The sequence below is a fragment of the uncultured Halorubrum sp. genome (genome assembly GCF_937146585.1).
Lineage (GTDB): Archaea > Halobacteriota > Halobacteria > Halobacteriales > Haloferacaceae > Halorubrum > Halorubrum miltondacostae.
This window is the reverse complement of record NZ_CAKZRO010000139.1, coordinates 1-17117: the sequence shown is the minus strand read 5'-3', so window position 1 is coordinate 17117 and position 17117 is coordinate 1. Positions and strand designations below refer to the sequence as shown.

At 71.9% G+C, this 17117-nt stretch carries 17 protein-coding genes; 8 read left to right on the top strand and 9 right to left on the bottom strand.

Annotated elements, in window-relative coordinates; genetic code table 11:
- Positions 1 to 115: 115 nt before the first annotated feature.
- The 7 genes from Q0116_RS10935 to Q0116_RS10905 all read right to left on the bottom strand — a co-directional run bounded on the left by Q0116_RS10935 (position 116) and on the right by Q0116_RS10905 (position 7460).
- Complete coding sequence (locus tag Q0116_RS10935) at positions 116 to 1168, bottom strand: branched-chain amino acid ABC transporter permease (protein WP_297888019.1); 1053 nt, start codon at positions 1166 to 1168, stop codon at positions 116 to 118.
- Positions 1165 to 1863 carry an ABC transporter ATP-binding protein gene (locus Q0116_RS10930; protein WP_297888016.1) on the bottom strand — a complete coding sequence of 233 codons (699 nt, stop codon included), beginning with the start codon at positions 1861 to 1863 and terminating at the stop codon, positions 1165 to 1167. Before Q0116_RS10930 ends, Q0116_RS10935 begins: the two co-directional genes overlap by 4 nt.
- Positions 1860 to 2717 (bottom strand): ABC transporter ATP-binding protein, encoded by an 858-nt coding sequence (locus tag Q0116_RS10925; RefSeq protein ID WP_297888013.1) that lies wholly within the window; start codon positions 2715 to 2717, stop codon positions 1860 to 1862. The genes Q0116_RS10930 and Q0116_RS10925 overlap by 4 nt, the downstream gene beginning before the upstream one ends.
- Positions 2717 to 4144 carry an ABC transporter substrate-binding protein gene (locus tag Q0116_RS10920; protein WP_297888011.1) on the bottom strand — a complete coding sequence of 476 codons (1428 nt, stop codon included), beginning with the start codon at positions 4142 to 4144 and terminating at the stop codon, positions 2717 to 2719. The genes Q0116_RS10925 and Q0116_RS10920 overlap by 1 nt, the downstream gene beginning before the upstream one ends.
- A gap of 148 nt (positions 4145 to 4292) precedes the next feature.
- Positions 4293 to 4994, bottom strand: a complete 702-nt coding sequence (locus tag Q0116_RS10915) for a helix-turn-helix domain-containing protein (RefSeq protein WP_297888006.1) — start codon at positions 4992 to 4994, stop codon at positions 4293 to 4295.
- Positions 4995 to 5044: 50 nt separating this feature from the next.
- On the bottom strand, positions 5045 to 6652 hold the full coding sequence (locus tag Q0116_RS10910) for an AMP-binding protein (RefSeq protein WP_297888004.1): 1608 nt from the start codon (positions 6650 to 6652) through the stop codon (positions 5045 to 5047).
- 1 nt (position 6653) lies between these two features.
- A complete protein-coding gene (locus Q0116_RS10905; RefSeq protein ID WP_297888001.1) occupies positions 6654 to 7460 on the bottom strand; it encodes an alpha/beta fold hydrolase in 807 nt (268 codons plus the stop codon).
- A gap of 104 nt (positions 7461 to 7564) precedes the next feature.
- Between Q0116_RS10905 and Q0116_RS10900 the strand changes: the two genes are divergently transcribed.
- The 3 genes from Q0116_RS10900 to Q0116_RS10890 all read left to right on the top strand — a co-directional run bounded on the left by Q0116_RS10900 (position 7565) and on the right by Q0116_RS10890 (position 10730).
- Positions 7565 to 8875, top strand: coding sequence for a phosphoribosylamine--glycine ligase (locus Q0116_RS10900; protein ID WP_297887999.1), 1311 nt, complete (start codon positions 7565 to 7567; stop codon positions 8873 to 8875).
- Between the two features lie 78 nt (positions 8876 to 8953).
- Positions 8954 to 9508 (top strand): transcriptional regulator, encoded by a 555-nt coding sequence (locus tag Q0116_RS10895; RefSeq protein ID WP_297887996.1) that lies wholly within the window; start codon positions 8954 to 8956, stop codon positions 9506 to 9508.
- A 19-nt stretch (positions 9509 to 9527) separates the two neighbouring features.
- Positions 9528 to 10730, top strand: a complete 1203-nt coding sequence (locus Q0116_RS10890) for an HD domain-containing protein (RefSeq protein ID WP_297887994.1) — start codon at positions 9528 to 9530, stop codon at positions 10728 to 10730.
- Between the two features lie 46 nt (positions 10731 to 10776).
- On the opposite strand, the gene Q0116_RS10885 is transcribed toward Q0116_RS10890, so the two are convergent.
- The gene (locus tag Q0116_RS10885) at positions 10777 to 11181 is read right to left on the bottom strand and encodes a universal stress protein (protein WP_297887992.1); all 405 of its coding nucleotides are present in this window, start codon (positions 11179 to 11181) and stop codon (positions 10777 to 10779) included.
- Between the two features lie 149 nt (positions 11182 to 11330).
- Between Q0116_RS10885 and Q0116_RS10880 the strand changes: the two genes are divergently transcribed.
- The 5 genes from Q0116_RS10880 (at position 11331) to Q0116_RS10860 (ending at position 15822) form a co-directional block, all read left to right on the top strand.
- Positions 11331 to 12593: an HD domain-containing protein gene (locus tag Q0116_RS10880; protein ID WP_297887990.1), complete on the top strand. Its 1263-nt coding sequence runs from the start codon at positions 11331 to 11333 to the stop codon at positions 12591 to 12593.
- A gap of 31 nt (positions 12594 to 12624) precedes the next feature.
- On the top strand, positions 12625 to 13404 hold the full coding sequence (locus Q0116_RS10875; protein WP_297887987.1) for a class I SAM-dependent methyltransferase: 780 nt from the start codon (positions 12625 to 12627) through the stop codon (positions 13402 to 13404).
- Between the two features lie 76 nt (positions 13405 to 13480).
- On the top strand, positions 13481 to 14545 hold the full coding sequence (locus tag Q0116_RS10870; RefSeq protein ID WP_297887984.1) for an amidohydrolase family protein: 1065 nt from the start codon (positions 13481 to 13483) through the stop codon (positions 14543 to 14545).
- Between the two features lie 97 nt (positions 14546 to 14642).
- The gene (locus Q0116_RS10865) at positions 14643 to 15098 is read left to right on the top strand and encodes a hypothetical protein (RefSeq protein WP_297887981.1); all 456 of its coding nucleotides are present in this window, start codon (positions 14643 to 14645) and stop codon (positions 15096 to 15098) included.
- Positions 15099 to 15180: 82 nt separating this feature from the next.
- Positions 15181 to 15822 carry a thymidine kinase gene (locus tag Q0116_RS10860; protein ID WP_297887979.1) on the top strand — a complete coding sequence of 214 codons (642 nt, stop codon included), beginning with the start codon at positions 15181 to 15183 and terminating at the stop codon, positions 15820 to 15822.
- 65 nt (positions 15823 to 15887) lie between these two features.
- On the opposite strand, the gene Q0116_RS10855 is transcribed toward Q0116_RS10860, so the two are convergent.
- Positions 15888 to 17069, bottom strand: a complete 1182-nt coding sequence (locus Q0116_RS10855; protein ID WP_297887976.1) for a PAS domain S-box protein — start codon at positions 17067 to 17069, stop codon at positions 15888 to 15890.
- Positions 17070 to 17117: the final 48 nt, after the last annotated feature.

The window sequence follows — 17117 nt, the reverse complement described above, 5'->3', positions numbered from 1 at the left end:
GGTCGCGGTCGAGGGCGGGATCGGGTCCGCCTCGTCGACGGGAGCGTCCGTTTCGACCGCGGGAGCGTCTGTGTCGCCGGCCGGCGCGTCCGCGTCGGCGCCGGAGTCGGGGTCGCTAATGGCCACCCACCTCCTCGACGCCGTAGAGCCCCTGCGGGCGGATGATCAGCATCACCACGAGCAGGAGGAAGATGGTCACCTCGGAGAGGCCGGGGAAGGTGACGATCCCGGTGGTGAACAGCCACGTCGTCACCGAGTCGGCGATCCCGACGATGCCCGCCGCGACGAGCGTCCCGGTGAAGCTCCCGAGGCCGCCGATGATGACGACGACGAACGCGTACAGCAGCACGTCGATGCTCAGCAGGACGCTGGGCCCCCAGATCGGGTCCCACATCAGCAGGACGCCGCCGACCGCGGCGAGGCCGGTCCCGACGCCGAACACGACGGTGAACGCCTGCCTGACGTCGATGCCGAGCGCCTGGACCATCTCGGTGTCCTCGCTGCCGGCGCGGATGTAGAGCCCGTACAGCGTCTTCGTCAGGAACGCCCAGACCGCGACCGCGACGAGCGCGCCGATCGCGACCTCGAAGAGGTACAGCCGCCTGACGCCGACGCCGAGCAGTTCGGTGCGCCCGAGCAGCACGTCGGGCGCGGTGCCCATCGGCGCCTGCCACTGCGGGTTCGGCTGGATCCCGCGGAGCGTTAAGACGATCCGGGCGACCTCCTCGATGATGAGGGAGACGCCGAACGTCAGCAGGATCTGGTAGGTGGGCGTCCGGTCGTAGATCGGTCTGATGAGCGCCACCTCCATCGCGCTGCCGGCGGCGGTCGTCACCGCGAACACGAGCGCCAGCGCGACGAAGAAGACGAGTATCGTCGCGAGCGTCCCCGTGTTCGCGCCGACGAAGAGGACGAGCACCAGTCCGCCGAGGTACGCGCCGACCATCGCGACCGCGCCGTGCGCGAAGTTGAGCACGCCCATCAGGCCGAAGACGAGCGTCAGCCCGACCGCGATGGTGAAGTACACCGCGGCCTTGCCGATCCCCTCGGCGAGCACGCGGGCGGCCGTCTGGAGCCCGTCGACCGCGCCGCCGGTCGAGAGCAGCGTTCCCGGATCGACGAGCGGGGCGGCCTGCGCGGCGGCCCCGGCGAGCGGTGCGAGGCTCATGCGGTCAGGTACCTCCGGATTCGCTCGTCCTCGCTGGTGACGCCCGCGGTCTCGCCCTCCTCGACGACGACGCCGTGGTCGACGAGGTAGAAGCGGTCGGCGAGGTCCATCGCCAGCCGGAAGTTCTGCTCGACGAGGACCATCGTCGTGTCGGCCGAGGCCGCGCGCAGCGCCTCGACGACGTCCTCGACGATCTGGGGCGCGAGCCCCTCGCTCGGCTCGTCGACGAGCAGCAGGTCGTTGTCGCCGACCATCCCGCGGGCGATCGCGAGCATCTGCTGTTGGCCGCCGCTCAGGTCCCCCGCCTCCTTGTCGCTGAAGCGGTCGAGCGCCGGGAACAGCTCGTACGCCTCCGCGATCCGCGCGTCCGAGTCGGCCGCGGAGTGGGCGGCGACGCGCAGATTCTCCGCGACCGTGAGGTGTGAGAACACGCGCCGCTCCTCGGGCACCCACCCCATCCCGCGGGCGGCGATCTCGTGGGGTTCCATCCCCGTCACGTCCGTGCCGTCGAACCGGACCGTCCCCTCGCGGGGCGGCGTCAGTCCGAGCGCGGTCCGGAGCGTGGTCGTCTTCCCGACCCCGTTCCGTCCGACGAGGGCGACGATCTCGCCCTCCTCGACCGACAGCGACAGCCCCTGGAGGATGTGGCTCTCGCCGTAGTAGGTGTGGACCCCGTCGAGTTCGAGCGTCGTCACGGCGGCCCACCTCCGGCGCTCGCGCGGCGACCGCCGTCGGCCGCCGCCTCCCCGTCGGATGGCTCTCCGCCTTCCGCCGACTCCTCGCGGCCGTAGCCGCCGAGGTACGCCTCTTGGACGGCCTCGTCGCCGCGCACGTCCTCCGGCGGGCCGTCGGCGATCACCTCGCCGCGGTGGAGGACGGCGATCCGGTCGGAGACCTCCATCACCATCTCCACGTTGTGCTCGATGAGCATCACCGAGTGGTCGGCGGCCACGTCCTCGATCAGCGCGACGACCTCGTCGACGCCCTCGCTCGACACGCCGGCGGTCGGCTCGTCGAGCAGGAGCAGGTCCGGGTCGCCCGCGAGCGCGACGCCGATCTCGAGGCTGCGCTTCTCGCCGTGGCTCAGGTTCTCCGTGACCGTCTCCGCCTCGTCCGCGAGCCCGATCCGCTCGAGGATCGCGGTCGCCTCGGCGTAGTGCTCCTCGAAGTCGGCGACGTTGCGCCACAGCTTCCACGAGTCGCTCCCGCGGCTCGCCTGCGCGGCCACGCGGACGTTCTCCAGCACCGACAGCGTCGGGAACAGGTTCGTGATCTGGTACGACCGGTGGATCCCCGCGAGCGCCGTCTCGTCCGGCGAGGCCGCGGTGATGTCCACGGCCGACTCCGCGCCGCCGCTCGACGGGGCGAACCGGATGCTCCCCTCGGAGGGCTCCAGCACGCCCGTGAGCAGGTTGAAGAACGTCGTCTTCCCCGCGCCGTTCGGGCCGATGATCGAGCAGAGCTGGCCGGCCTCCAGCGCGAAGTCGACGTCGTCGACGGCGGTGATGCCGCCGAAACGCTTCGTGAGCCCCTCGGTCTCCAGCAGCATTACAGCGAGCAGCTCGCGTCCTCTTCGGGGACCATCACGTCCTCGGCGTCGAGGCGTTCGAGGGGCTGGCCGGGCATGATCGGCGCGTCCCACGTGTCGGCGTACTCGTCGCTCGTCGGGACCGGCCACGCGACCGTCATCTGCGAGGCCGCCTGGTTGTTGTGCTGCTGGAACGTGTACCCGTCCGCGCCCTTCGGGGTGTCGGCGACGGTCATGCCGCGGAGCGCGTCCGCGATGTCTGCGCCCTCGGTGGAGCCGGACTCCGAGACGGCCTGCGAGAGCGCCGAGGCCGCGGTGAACGTCCCCGAACTGAACAGGTCGGGGACGATGCCGTACGCGTCGATGTGCATCTGCCGGAACTCCTCGTTGATCGGGTTCTCGTACTGGTTCCAGTGGTATCGGCTAGTGAACGGGCCGAGCCCGGCGTCCTTGATGTCCTGCTCGGTGAACCCTTCGCCCAGCGCCGACTCGATGGTGCCGCCGATGAGCTTCGTCGTCAGCAGGGCGGCGAACCCGCCGAACACCTGGACGTCGAAGGAGATGGCCGAGGTGAGGAACTGCGGCAGCGTCGACGCCGTGAAACCGCCGACGACCCCCGTCGCGCCGTCCGAGATCGCCTGCTCGAAGAGCCCGTCGAACTCCGAGTACCCGACCTCGACGAACCGCGGTTCGAGGACGTCGACCCCGTTGTTCTCCAAGACCTGCGTGTAGTTTTCCGCGACGCTCTGTCCGAACGCGTTGTCGGACGCGAACACCGCGACCGTGTCGATGTCGAAGTTCTCGGCGACGTACGTGCCGCCCGCCCGCGCGTCCATCGCGGTGTGCTCGCTCGCGCGGAACGCGAGCGGGTGACAGAACTCGTCGCTCACCGTGATGCCGGCGTCGGCCGCGGGGCCGATGAGGTACGGCACGTCGGTCTCGTCGACGACGGTGTTGATGAGCCGGCGCGCGCTGTCCGAGGAGGTCCCCCCGAACAGGACGTCGACCTCCTCGTCCAAGACGAGGTCCGTCGCGACGCTCTGGGCCGTGTCGGGGCTGAAGCCGGTGTCCTCGACGATGATCTCGTAGGTCGGGCCGCCCTCGGGCTCGACCGTGTACGTCCCCGGCGTCGCCTCCTCGATCGGGTCGAGGTCGTGTTTGTACGCCAGCCCGGAGTAGAACCCGCGGAGGCTGATCTGCCCGTAGTACTGGAGGTCGCCCGAGGTCGGCTGGAGCGCGCCGATCCGTACCGTCTCCCCGGAGAGGTCGCCGCCGCCGGAGCCGCCGCTCCCGTCGGAGCCGTCCGAACCGTCGCTTCCGTCCGAGCCGTCGCTCCCGTCGGAGCCGTCTCCCCCGCCCGAGCAGCCGGCCAGCCCGGTGAGTCCGGCCGCGCCGACCGCGGCCCCGGTTCCTCGCAGATACGCTCGCCGAGTGTGTTCGTCTCGCATACACTGTCCGACGACGGACACCACCATCAAGGGCCGAGTTAAGATGTTAACAGGTCACGAGGAATCCGCGGATTTCGGCCGATCTCGGCGCCGAAACCGCGATTTCGCTCGGCGCGCCGTCGCCCCCGTTCACCCGACGCTCCGCCGGTCAGTCCAGGTCGTCGAGCGCGGCGACGACGCTGCGGAGCAGCTTCTTCTCGCCGCGGCGCATGTTCTTCGAGACGGCCGCGGTGGAGACGTCGAACTCGTCGGCGAGCGTCGACAGCGTCGCCTCGCGCGGCGACTCGAAGTAGCCGGCGTCGGCCGCGGACTCGATCGTCTCGCGCTCGACCTCCGTCAGGTCGCGGCACGCGTCCAGCATCGTCGAGGCCGCGTTCGCGTTCCGCATCGTGTCGAACAGCGCCTCCATCGAGAGCTCGGAGCGGTCCTCGACGACGAACTCGTTGCCCTTCTCCAAGTCGTGGAGCGCCGCCTCGGTCGTCGACTCGTCGTCGAAGCCGACCTGCCAGCGCTCGGAGCCGTCCTCGATCAGGAACGGCCCGGTGATGTAGCCGCCGTGGTCCGTGATCGTCGACATCGCGTTCGTCTCCTCGATGACGGTCCGGATGATCGCCGTCCCGTCCTGCTTCGAGAACAGCCGGTACTCGGCCATGTTCTCGTGGTCGCGGAGCGCGGTGAGCCCGTCGCCGAGCTCGTACCGGTCCGGCGACTCGACGAGCAGCCGGGTCTCCAGCTGCTCCGCCGCCGTGTCCAGCTGCCAGTGCATGGCGGAGAAGGAGACGTCGTGGTCGGCGGAGGTGTCGATGAACGGGCAGTCGAACTGCTCCATATCCATCGTGACGTCGAGCATGCCCCCTCCTTATCCCCCGCATATATAATGGTTGTTCCTGTGGGACGAGCCTACTCGCCGAACCGCTCTTTCAGCGCCGCGCGGTCGATCTTCGAGGGGCCGGAGGTCGGCATCTCGTCGACGAACGCCAGCTCCTTCGGCACCGCGTAGCGGGCGACGCGCGAGGCGAGGTGCGACTCCACGTCGTCGAGCGTGAGCGACTCGTCGCCGACGAGGATCGCCTTGCCGACCGTCCCCCACCGCTCGCTCGGGACGCCGATCACGACCGCCTCCTCGACGTCCGGGTGGTCGGTGAGCGCGTCCTCGACCCGGGGCGGGTAGACGTTCTCGCCGCCGGAGACGAACATGTTCTTCTTGCGCCCCTCGATGTGGTAGTAGCCGTCGTCGTCCACGCGCGCGAGGTCGCCGGTCGACACCCAGTCCCCGAACGTCTCGGCGGTCTCGTCCGGCTCCTCCCAGTAGCGGTCGGCCGCCGCGGGCCCGGCGAGTTCGAGCTCGCCGACCGTCCCGTCCGCGACCGGTCCGTCCTCGTCGACGACGCGCGCGTCGACCGCGAGCGCCGGGACGCCGACGCTGCCGGTCTTCTCCCGCGGGAAACCGTCGGGCATCGCGAAGTTGTTCGGCCCGCACTCGGTGAGGCCGTACCCCTGCGATATCTCGACGCCGCGGTCGCGCCACGCCGCGATGACGCTCTCGCGGCAGGGGCCGCCGCCGCTCTTCACGAACCGGAGCGAGGAGAGGTCGGTGTCGTCCCACTCGTCGTGTTGGGCCATCATCCGCAACACGGCGGGGACCGCGACCAGCGTCGTCGCCGACTCGCGCTCGACGTCGCGCAGGATGCGCCCGGGATCGACCTCGGGACTCAGGAGGATCCGTCCGCCCATCTGGAAGAACGGAACGGTGAGGACGTTCCACCCGCCGGTGTGGAACATCGGGAACACCATCGGCGTCACGTCGTCCTCGCGGAGCCCCCACGCGGTGATGGTGTTGAACGCGTTCCAGCGGATCGCGCCGTGGCTGATCACCGTCTCCTTCGGCGTGCCCGTCGAGCCGCCGGTGTGTAAGAACAGGTGCGGGTCCGCGAGCGACACGTCGGCGGTCTCGACGGGCGAGCCGTCCGCCGGCAGGTCGCGGGTGTACGGCCGCCAGGCGTCGTCCCCGTCGGTCGGGATCGAGCGGACCGCGGGCTCGACGTCCGCCCGCTCTAACGCGTCGATGACGTCGCCGCCGAACGGGGCCTCGACGAGGAGCAGCTCGGGGTCGACGGTGCCCAACACGGCGGCGAGGTCGCGCTCGGCGAGCCGGTGCGACAGCGGGGCCAGCACGGACCCGGTCTTCCCGGTCGCGAAGAACAGGTCGACGAGCTCGACGCGGTTCCGCGAGACGACGGCGACGCGGTCGCCCGCCCCGACGCCGGCGTCGCGGAGGAAGCGCGCGGTGCGGTTGGCGCGCTCGTCCAGCTCCGCGTAGGTGTACTCGGCGTTCGCGGCCGTGTCGGTGACCGCGACGCGGTCCGGCGAGAGCCGCGCGCGGCGGGCCGACAGCGACCCGACCCACTCGTAGGTCCGGTCGCCGTGCGGGTGCGGTCGCGGGTCGGCCGCCCCGTCGGATTCCCCTCGCGTCTCGTCGCCGTCCCGGGGGTCGTTCTCCGTCGCCATCTCAGGCGACCCCGCCGAGGAAGGTCCGGATCCGGTCGTTGACGCGCTCGCGCTCCTCGACGAAGAAGAGGTGCGGCCCGCCGTCGAACAGGTCGACGTCCGCGTGCGGGAGGAGCTCGGCGAGCAGCTCGGCGTTCTCCGCGGGGAGCACGCGATCCGCCGTCCCGTGGAGGATCAGCGTCGGCACGTCGACCGCGTCGAGGCGGTCGCTCGCGTCGAACGCCGCCACCGCGGCCGCCTGCGCCTCGCGGCCGGTGGGGGTCGCGTCGCCCGCCAGCCGCCAGTCGACGATGCGGTCGACGAGCTCCGGCTCGCGCTCGTAGAACCCGTCGGAGACCGCGGGCTCCATCAGGTAGCGGATCCGCTCGCGCGGGTCCGCGTCGTCGGGCGCGGAGAAGATGTGCTCCTGGACGTCCGGCGGCGTCGGGGTCGCGTCGTCGCCCCCGGGCGAGGTACAAAGCAGCGTCAGCGAGGCGACGCGGTCGTCCGCGAGCGCCAGCTCCTGGGCGATCATCCCGCCCATCGACGCGCCGCAGACGTGGGCCGCGTCCGCGTCGCGGTCGTCGAGGACGGCCGCCGCGTCGGCCGCCATCTCGGCCGCGGTGTACGGTCCCTCCGGCGCGTCGGAGTCGCCGGTCCCGCGATTGTCCGGCCGGAGCACCTCGTAGTCGTCGGCCAACGCCTCGGCGAGCCACCGCCACATCCACCGGCCGTACCCGAGTCCCTCGAGCAGCAGCACGGTCGGCGCGTCGGGGTCCCCGTCGACGGCGTAGTCGATCGTCACGCCGTCCCGTGTCACGCTTGGCATACCCGGATCGACGACGCGGTCCGGCATCAACCCGGGCGTTAACGTTTCAACCATCGCGGTCGGCCGGCACCCACACTCAAGTCCGTCCCCGGCGACGACGCGGCATGGACACCGCGAACTTCCTCTTCGTCTCGGCCGACGCGGCGCTGATCGCCGACCTGGCGTGGCAGGTCCACCGCGAGGGCCACGCCGTGAAGTACTACGTCGAGGCCGAGAGCGACCGGGAGATCGGCGACGGGTTCGTCCCGAAGACGGGCGACTGGCGCGCCGAGGTCGACTGGGCCGACGCGATCGTCTTCGACGACATCTGGGTCGGCTCCGAGGTCGGGACCGGCGCGCTCGCGCGGGACCTCCGCGAGGCGGGGAAGGCCGTCGTCGGCGGGACGCCGAACACGGACCGCCTCGAGGAGGACCGCGGCTACGCGATGGAGGTACTCGAAGAGAACGGGGTCAACACCGTCGAACACCACGTGTTCCGCGAGTTCGACGCGGGGATACAGCACGTCAGAGAGAACCCCGCGCCGTACGTGATCAAGCCGCTGGGCGAGGTCCAGAACGTCAAGCGGCTCCTCTACGTCGGCGACGAGGAGGACGGCAGCGACGTGATCGACGTGCTCCGTGCGTACGAGAAGGCGTGGGGCCACCGGATGAAAGGGTTCCAGCTCCAGCGGAAGGTAGAGGGCGTCGAGGTCGCGGTCTGCGGCTTCTTCGACGGCGACGAGTTCGTCGACCGAGTCAACTTCAACTTCGAGCACAAGAAGCTGTTTCCGGGGAACATCGGCCCCTCGACCGGCGAGATGGGAACCTCGATGTTCTGGGCGGGGCGCAACAGGCTGTTCCGGGAGACGCTCGGGAAGCTAGAGGGGTGGCTCGCCGACGAGGGGTACGTCGGCAGCATCGACGTCAACTGTATCGTCAACGAGACGGGCATCTACCCGCTGGAGTTCACGCCCCGGTTCGGCTATCCCACCATCGCCCTCCAGGAGGAGTCGATCGAGTCGTCGACGGCCGAGTTCTTCTACGACCTCGCGCACGGGAACAAGCCGGAGCCCGAACTCCACGGCGGCTACCAGATCGCCGTCAGGGTCGTCCTCCCGCCGTTCCCCTTCGACGACGAGGAGACGTACGACGAGAGCTCGCGGAACGCGGCCGTCGTCTTCGAGACGGCGGACCGCGACGGCGTCCACCTAGAAGACGTGAAGCAGGTCGACGGCCAGTGGCGCGTCGCCGGCGAGAGCGGGATGCCGATCGTCGTCACGGGCAAGGGCGAGACGATGAGCGCGGCGCGCGAGCGGGCGTACGACCGGATCGACCGGATCGTCATGCCGAACATGTACTACCGCGACGACATCGGCGAGCGGTGGATCGACGGCGACGGCGACCGACTTCAGGCGTGGGGGTACCTCGGGCCGTAGCGCGACCGGGCGGGGTCGCGGCGGGGACGAGCGACGCCCTCCACGAGTTTTTAACGGTCCGGCTCCACTACTCGGGGTATGCCGAAGTATTCGACGGGCGGCGGCGGCGGCGGCGACGACGGGGACGCGTGTGAGCTCTGCGGCCGCGAGACCACGGACCTCCGCAAGGCGACGGTCGCCGGCGCGAAGCTGCTCGTGTGCTCGAACTGCCGCCCCCACGACGACGCCGGCAACGCCCCGAGCGGCCGGGGCGGGTCGAGCGGCGGGAGTTCCGGCGGGAGCCCCGGCGGTGCCGGGTCCGGCTCGCAGCCGACGGAGAGCCGGAACAAGGAGCTCGCCCGGAAGCAGGCGAAGATGTACGACTCCGCGACCGGCGACTCGAAGCGCTGGGAGGAGGAGGGGACGAGCTACGAGTCCGACCGCCTCCCGTACCTCGTCTCCGGCTACGGCGACGTCGTCACCGAGGCGCGGCAGGACGCCGGGCTGACCGTCGAGGAGGTCGCGACCGAGCTGGAACTCGACGAGGACGACCTCCTCGCGGTCGAGGACGGCCGGGCCGCGACCGCCAACGTCGGCGGCTCGGTCGTTCGCGCCCTCGAGGAACGGTTCGGGATCGACGTCGTCGACGAGTGACCCGGACCGAGGCGAGCGGATGAAGGCGATCAAAGACAGCGTCCACGGCCACGTCCGGCTTGGCGACCTCGCCGCCGAGCTCGTCGACACCCCCGCGTTCCAGCGGCTGCGCCACATCAAGCAGCTCTCCACGGTCCGGCTCGTCTACCCCTCCGCGAACCACACGCGGTTCGAACACAGCCTCGGCGTCTACCACCTCGCCGGCCGCGCGGTCGACGGGCTCGGCGTCGACGACGACACCGCGGCCCACGTCCGCGCCGCGGCGATGCTCCACGACGTGGGCCACGGCCCGTACGGCCACCAGACCGAGGGGATCATCCGGCGGGAGACCGGCCGCGACCACGACGACGTGCGGTGGCTCCTCACCGACGCCGACCGCGAGGTCTGTCAGGTCCTCGAGCGCAACGGGCTCGACCCGGAGCGCGTCGCCGCCCTGATCGACGGCGCGGGCGCGCTCGGCCCCCTCGTCTCGGGAGAGCTCGACGTCGACCGCATGGACTACCTCGTGCGCGACGCCCACCACACGGGCGTCCCGTACGGCACCGTCGACACCGGTCGACTCGTCACCGAGCTCCGACTGATCGGCGGCGACGGGGCGGGAGCGTCGGCCGACCTCGTCCTGGACGAGGGGAACGTCGCCACCGCCGAGAGCCTCCTCGTCGCACGGTCGCTGATGAACGCCGTCGTCTACCGCCACCACGTCTCCCGGGTCGCGGGGGCGATGCTGGAGCGCGCCTGCGAGCGCTACCTCGACCGCACGGACACCGACGCCGAGGCGTTCCGGCGGATGGCCGACCACGACCTCCTCGTCGAGCTCCGCGACCGCGTGCCGGCGCTCGGCGAGCGCATCGAGCGGCGCGACCTCTACAAGCGCGCGGTCTGGGCCGAGCTCGACGAGGTGCCGACCGGGACGGTCGACGCCGGCCGCCCGGAGGAGCGGGCGGCCGAGCGCGAGATCGCGGACGCCGTCGGGATCGACCGCGACGCGGTGATCGTCGACATCCCCTCGCGGCCGGCGCTCAAGGAGTCCGGCTCCGCGGTCGTCGTCGACGGCGTCCCGCAGCGGTTGGAGGACGCCTCGGAGCTCGTCGCGGGCCTCCGCGCCGCCGAGCGCCGCCGCTGGACGCTCGGAGTCTACTGTCCGGCGGAACACGTCGACGCGGTCGGGACCGCGGCCCGGGAGGTCCTCGGCCTTCGCGCGACCGGGCGACCCCCCGCCTAAGCGGGGCGATTACGGGTCCCGTCGGACCGCGCCCCGCCCTCTCGGCTCAGTCCTCGCCGGCGACCGGCACGGTCAGGACGGGGCGGTCGGCGTTCAACACGACCGTCTGCGTGGTGCTGCCGAAGACGGCCTTCCCGGCCGGGCTCCGCTTCCGGCCCGAGACGCAGATGAGGTCGGCGTCGACGGCCTCGGCGGCCGCGACGAGCTCCTCGCCGGGGTCGCCGCTGGCCTCGTGGTGGGCGCAGTTCACGCCGGCCGCCTCCAGCACCTCCCGGGCGCGTCGAACCGTCCCGAGCTGGTGGACCGACGCGCCCTCCGGGTTGTCTTGGAAGACGTGACAGAGGTGCGCGGTCACTTCGTCCGGGGCCGCCGGCAGGTCGGCCACCGCCTTCGCCTGCGCGATCGCCCGCGGCTCGTCCTCCAGCGCGACGCCGAGCAACACGTGGTACATGTCTCGGCGTTCGGCGAGGCGGGTTATAAATCGCACCGGGATTTCCGCGCGGCGTCGACCGGCGATCGACCGACCCCGCCCCGCCGAGCGCGCGCCGACCCCCGCCCGACACTCCCAGCCTTTTATCTCGTGCCGCCGAAGGCGGACGCATGATCACGGTCAAGGACACCGTCCACGACCACATCGAGATCGGCGGTGTCGCCGCGGACCTCGTCGACACGCCCGCCGTCCAGCGGCTCCGCCACGTCAAACAGCTCGGGACGGTCCAGCTCGTCTACCCCTCCGCGAACCACACGCGGTTCGAACACAGCCTCGGCGTCTACCACCTCGCGAGCCGCGCGCTCGACCACCTCGGCATCGGCGGGAAGCGGGCCGACCGGATCGAGGCGGCGGCGATGCTCCACGACGTGGGCCACGGTCCGTTCAGCCACAACCTCGAGTCGCTCATCCACCGCCGCACCGGGAAGTACCACGACGACGTCGACGAGCTGCTCGCGACCGGCGCGGTCGGCGAGGTGCTGCGCGACCACGACCTCGACCCGGACCGGATCGCCGGGATCGTCGCGGGCGAGGGGCGGTACGCCGGACTCGTCTCGGGGGAGCTCGACGTCGACCGCATGGACTACCTCGTGCGCGACGCCTACCACACGGGCGTCCCGTACGGCACCATCGACACGGAGCGGTTCGTCCGCGAGCTGACGTTCGTCGAGCGCGGCGAAGACGCCGAGACCGACGGAGCGGGCCGCGACGGCCCGGAGCTCGTCCTCGACGAGGGGAACGTCCAGACCGCGGAGAGCCTCCTGCTCGCCCGCGCGCTGATGAACCCGGTCGTCTACACCCACCACGTCGCGCGCATCTCGAAGGCGATGCTGCGCCGCGCCGCGAGCGAACTCCTCGACGCGACCGCGGCGACGGCCGCCGAGCTGCGCCGGATGGACGACCACGGCTTCCTCGCCGCGATCCGCAACTGCCCGGCGACCGCCGAGCTCTCGCGGCGCTACGACGAGCGCGACCTCTACAAGCTGGCGGTGTGGGCGGAGTACGACGACGTCCCCGAGCGCGTCCACGCGGCCGACCGCCCGGCCGAGGCCGCGCTCGAACGCGAGATCGCCGAGGAGGCCGGCGTCGCCCGCGACCACGTGATCCTCGACGCGCCGCCCGAGCCGGGGATGCGCGAGTCGACCGCGCGCGTCACGGTCAACGGCGACATCCGGCGGCTCGAACGCCAGTCGCCGCTGGTGTCCGCGCTCCGGACCGCGCAGCGGAACCAGTGGCGGCTCGGGGTGTACGCCCCCGAGCCGGCGACGGACCGGGTCGGCCGCGCGGCCGCGGACGTGCTCGGGATCGACCCGGACGGGCTCGTGACCGAGGTCCGGGGGGCGATGCCGACGACGCTCGACGAGTTCGAGTGACGCTTATGTCGCTCCCGGCCGATCCGCCGCCGTGACCGACGACCACCGCGAGAACCGTCGCCTCTGGAACGAGTGGAGCGACGCCTTCCAGGCGCTGTGGAACGCCGACACCGACGAGTCTGGGGTGCCGCCCGCGCCGACGCCGTTCGACCCGGACGGCCACGCGGCGACCGACGCCACGTTCCCGCCGCCGGTGGCGGGCGCTGACGTCGTCGAACTCGGCTGCGGCGGCGGCCAGGGGAGCGTCGGCACCGCGCTGGCGGGCGCCGACCGCGTGGTCGGCGTCGACATCGCGGAGGGACAGCTCGACCACGCGCGGCGGCTCCGCGACTACTACGGCGTCGACGCCCGGTTCCTCCAGGGCGACGTGACCCGGGTCCCGCTCGCCGACGACGCGTTCGACGCCGCGTTCTCCGAGGCGGCGTTCCAGCTGGTCGCGGATCTCGACGCCGCGGTGCGCGAGGCGCGCCGCGTCCTCCGACCGGGCGGCGCGTTCTACCTGTCGGTGATGCACCCGTTCCGCGAGCTGATCGACCCGAAGACCGGGCGCGTCCGCCGAGGGTATCACGCGCCGCCGCGGCGGGAGATCGAGATCGACGAGTCGTACGACGCGGACCTCGTCGCCTTCGACCGGTCCGTCTCCGAGCTCCACCGCGCCCTCGCGGACGCGGGGTTCGACGTCGAGCGCATCGTCGAGCCGGAGCCGGCGGCCGGCGAGACGACGAGCGAGGGCGACGTCGCGGCGACCGCCGACTCCCGGGCGCTCCTCCCCGACACCCTCGGGTTCTGGGCGCGGCTCGACGCGGAGTGACGGTGCGCTTCGGCGCCGCCACCGCTCGGTGAGGCGGTCCCCCGACGTTTTACCCGCGGCGCGACGAGCCTCCGGTATGTACCTCGAAGGGACGGTTCTCGTCGGTCCCGACTTCGAGCCGGTCGAGGGCCGGGTCGTCGTCGCGGACGGCGAGATCGTCGGGGTCGAGGAGGCGTCGGTCGGCAGCGACGACGTGATCCTCCCGGCGTTCGTCAACGCGCACACCCACGTCGGCGACTCGATCGCCAAGGAGGCGGGCGCGGGGCTCTCGCTCGACGAGCTTGTCGCGCCGCCGGACGGGCTGAAACACCGGCTCCTCCGTGCGGCCGACCGGGAGGCGTTGGTGGCCGCGATGGCCCGCACGCTGCGGTACATGGAGTCGACCGGCACGGGGACGTTCCTCGAGTTCCGCGAGGGCGGCGTCGACGGCGTCGCCGCGCTCCGGGACGCGCTCGCGGGGGCGGGCGTCGAGCTCGGCGAGCGCGCGATCGACGCGGTCGTCCTCGGCCGCGACGACCCCGACGTGCTCTCCGTCGCGGACGGGTACGGCGCCTCCGGCGCCCGCGACGCCGACTTCGACGCGGTCCGGACGGAGACTCGCGACGCGGGCAAGCTGTTCGGGATCCACGCCGGCGAGCGCGACGCCGATGACATCAACCCCGCGATGGACCTCGACCCCGACTTCCTCGTCCACATGGTCCACGCCGAGCGGATCCACTCGGAGCGGCTCGCCGACCGCGGCACGCCGGTCGTCGTCTGCCCCCGGTCGAACCTCGTGACGAACGTCGGCGTGCCGCCGATCCGCGAGCTGGCCGAGCGGACGACCGTCGCGCTCGGGACCGACAACGTGATGACCGACTCGCCGTCGATGTTCCGCGAGATGGAGTTCGCGGCGAAGCTCGCCGACCTCCCGGCCCGGGATATCCTCCGGATGGCGACGGTCAACGGCGCCGCGATCGCCGGGGCGAACCGCGGCGTGATCGAGCCCGGGGCGGACGCGGACCTGCTCGTCCTCGACGGCGACTCCGACAACCTCGCCGGCGCGCGCGACCTCGTCCGCGCGGTCGTCAGGCGCGCCGGCCAGGCCGACGTCTCGCGGGTCGTGATCGGCGGCGAGCCCGTCGTTCCGCGCGGCGACTGAGCCGCGTTCGACGCGGCCGACGCTCGGGGGTCCCCCGATCCGCCCGCGGGGTTCGCCCGCCGACGGAGTGAAGCCGCTCCCGTCCGTGGGCGGATCCATGACGACGCTCTCGCTGCTCGCCGGCCTCGCCTTGGGGCCGCTCGTCGGACTCGTCGCGACGCTCGCGATGGACGTGGCGATGGCGCGGCTCCCCGAGGGAGCGACCGCGCCGAAGGTCGCGGCGGGCGTGCTCACGGACACTCCCGTCGACGACGCGCCGGAGCGGCTGGCGACGTGGGTCCACTACGTCGCCGGCGCGGGCTCGGGGCTGCTGTTCGTCGGCCTCGTCGCCGCGACCGGCCGGCTCCTCGGGGTCGGCACGGCCGTCACGGTCGTCGCGGCGGGCGCCGTCCAGCTCGCGCTGATGGTCGGCTTCTTCGCGCTCGTCCCGCTGCCGCGCGCCCCCGGCCTCCCCCGCCAGCGGCTCGGTCCGATCCGCCGGGACTGGGCCGTCTCCGCGGCCGCGTACGTCGCCGTCGCCGCAGTCGTCGTGGCGGTCGCGACCGGTATCTGACCCCGCGATAAAACCGGCGCGCCGCCGCCATCCGTCCGCGCGGAGAGAAACGGTTTAGTCGCTGGCTCCGGCCCGATCGGGTATGCACGCCATCACTCGATCCGGCTGGATCGAGGTCATCTCAGGCTCGATGTTCTCGGGCAAGACGGAGGAGCTGCTCCGCCGGCTCCGCCGCTCCGAGATCGCGGGACAGTCGGTCGCGGTGTACAAGCCCGCGGTCGACGACCGCTACGGCGAGACGACGATCGGGAGCCACACGGGGCGGCAGTGGGAGGCCACCGTCGTCGACAACGAGGGGGACGGCCCGCTCGACATCCTCGACGACGACCCCGCCGAGGTCGTCGCGATCGACGAGGCGAACTTCTTCTCGGAGGCGCTCGTCGAGGTCTGTAACGCCCTCGCGGACCGCGGCAGCCGGGTGATCGTCTCGGGCACCGACCAGACGTTCCGCGGCGAGCCGTTCGATCCGCTCCCGCGGCTCATGGCGACCGCCGAGTACGTCGACAAGCTCCAGGCCATCTGCTCGGTCTGCGGCGAGCCGGCCTCGCGGAACCAGCGCCTCATCGAGGGCGAGCCCGCGCACACGGACGACCCGACGATCCTCGTCGGCGCCGAGGAGTCGTACGAGGCCCGGTGCCGCGACTGTCACGTCCTGTTGACCGGCGACCGACCGGAAGAGGAGCGACCGTTCGACGGCGCCGAAGTCGACCCCGCGAACGACTGAGCGCCCGCCGCCGGTGAGACGCCCGAGCGTGCTCGGCGGCCCGCCCGACTACCGCGCCCGCCGGCTCACTCCGGCCCCGGCGCCCGCCGATAGGCCCACAAGTGCCCCTCTCCGTCCGGCAGGTCGATCGGGCGGTACGTCCGGATCAGCGCGCTCCCGTCCGCGAGCGCCAGGCGCTCGTCGTCGACCGGGCGTCGCTCGTCGACGATCCCCCCGATCCGCGCGACGAACCCCTCGGGGTCGGCGAACCGCTCGCTCAGCTCGGCGGCGAGCCGCTCGCAGTCGCGCCCGGTCGCGGCCGACGGGTCGCCGTCGACGTCGAACAGCTCGTAGAGCCGCTCGTTCACCCGGAGCACCCGCCGGTCGGCGTCCTCGACGAGCATCCCCACGGGGAGCGCGTCGAGCGCGGTCGACAGCACGGCGTTCGACCGCTCGATCTGGCGCTTGCGCGCGACCTCCTCGGTCACGTCCTCGAACTGCGAGAAGACGCCGATCACGTCCCCGTCGGCGTCGGTCACGACCTGGTTGTGCCACGCGCACCGGATCCGCGTCCCGTCGCTGCGGACGTTCTCGTTGACGCTCTGAAACCCGCCCTTGTTCGAGAGCAGGTCTCGTTCCAGCGCCGCCACGTGTCGGCGCTCGGGCTCGGGAACGAACGGGAGCCACGTCCCGCCGAGCAGCTCCGACTCGTCGAAGCCGAGGATCTCCTCCGCGGCGGGGTTCACCCGGACGATCCGGAACGCGTCGTCGTACTCGACCGTCCCCAGCGGCGACTGGTCGATGAACCGCGAGAGCCGCTCCTCGCTGGCAGCGAGCGCGACCCGCGACCGGTGCTGGTCGACGGCGTTGCGCACGCGGTTGGCGAGCACCTCGTACTGGTCGTTGCCGCGCTGCTTCTGGAGGTAGTCGGTCGCGCCCGCCGAGAGCGCCTCGCTCGCGATCTCCTCGCTCCCCTTCCCCGTGAACAGCACGAACGGGACCTCGATGCCGCGGTCGCGGACCAGCTGGAGGAACGCCAGCCCGTTCGTCTCGGGCATGTCGTAGTCGGAGACGACGCAGTCGATCCGCGTCGTCGTCAGCGCGTCGAGCGCGTCCTCGACGTCCGTCTCGGACCTGACCTCGAACGACTCGTCGATCCGCTCTAAGTACGTCTCCGTCAGGTCGAGGAACGCGGGATCGTCGTCGACGTGGAGGACACGGACCGCCGACGAATCCGCCGATCTGGGCGCTGCGGGAGGCCCCGACATGCCAGTTCGTACCGCGACCTCGTTGATATACGTTCGGGTCACCGCACC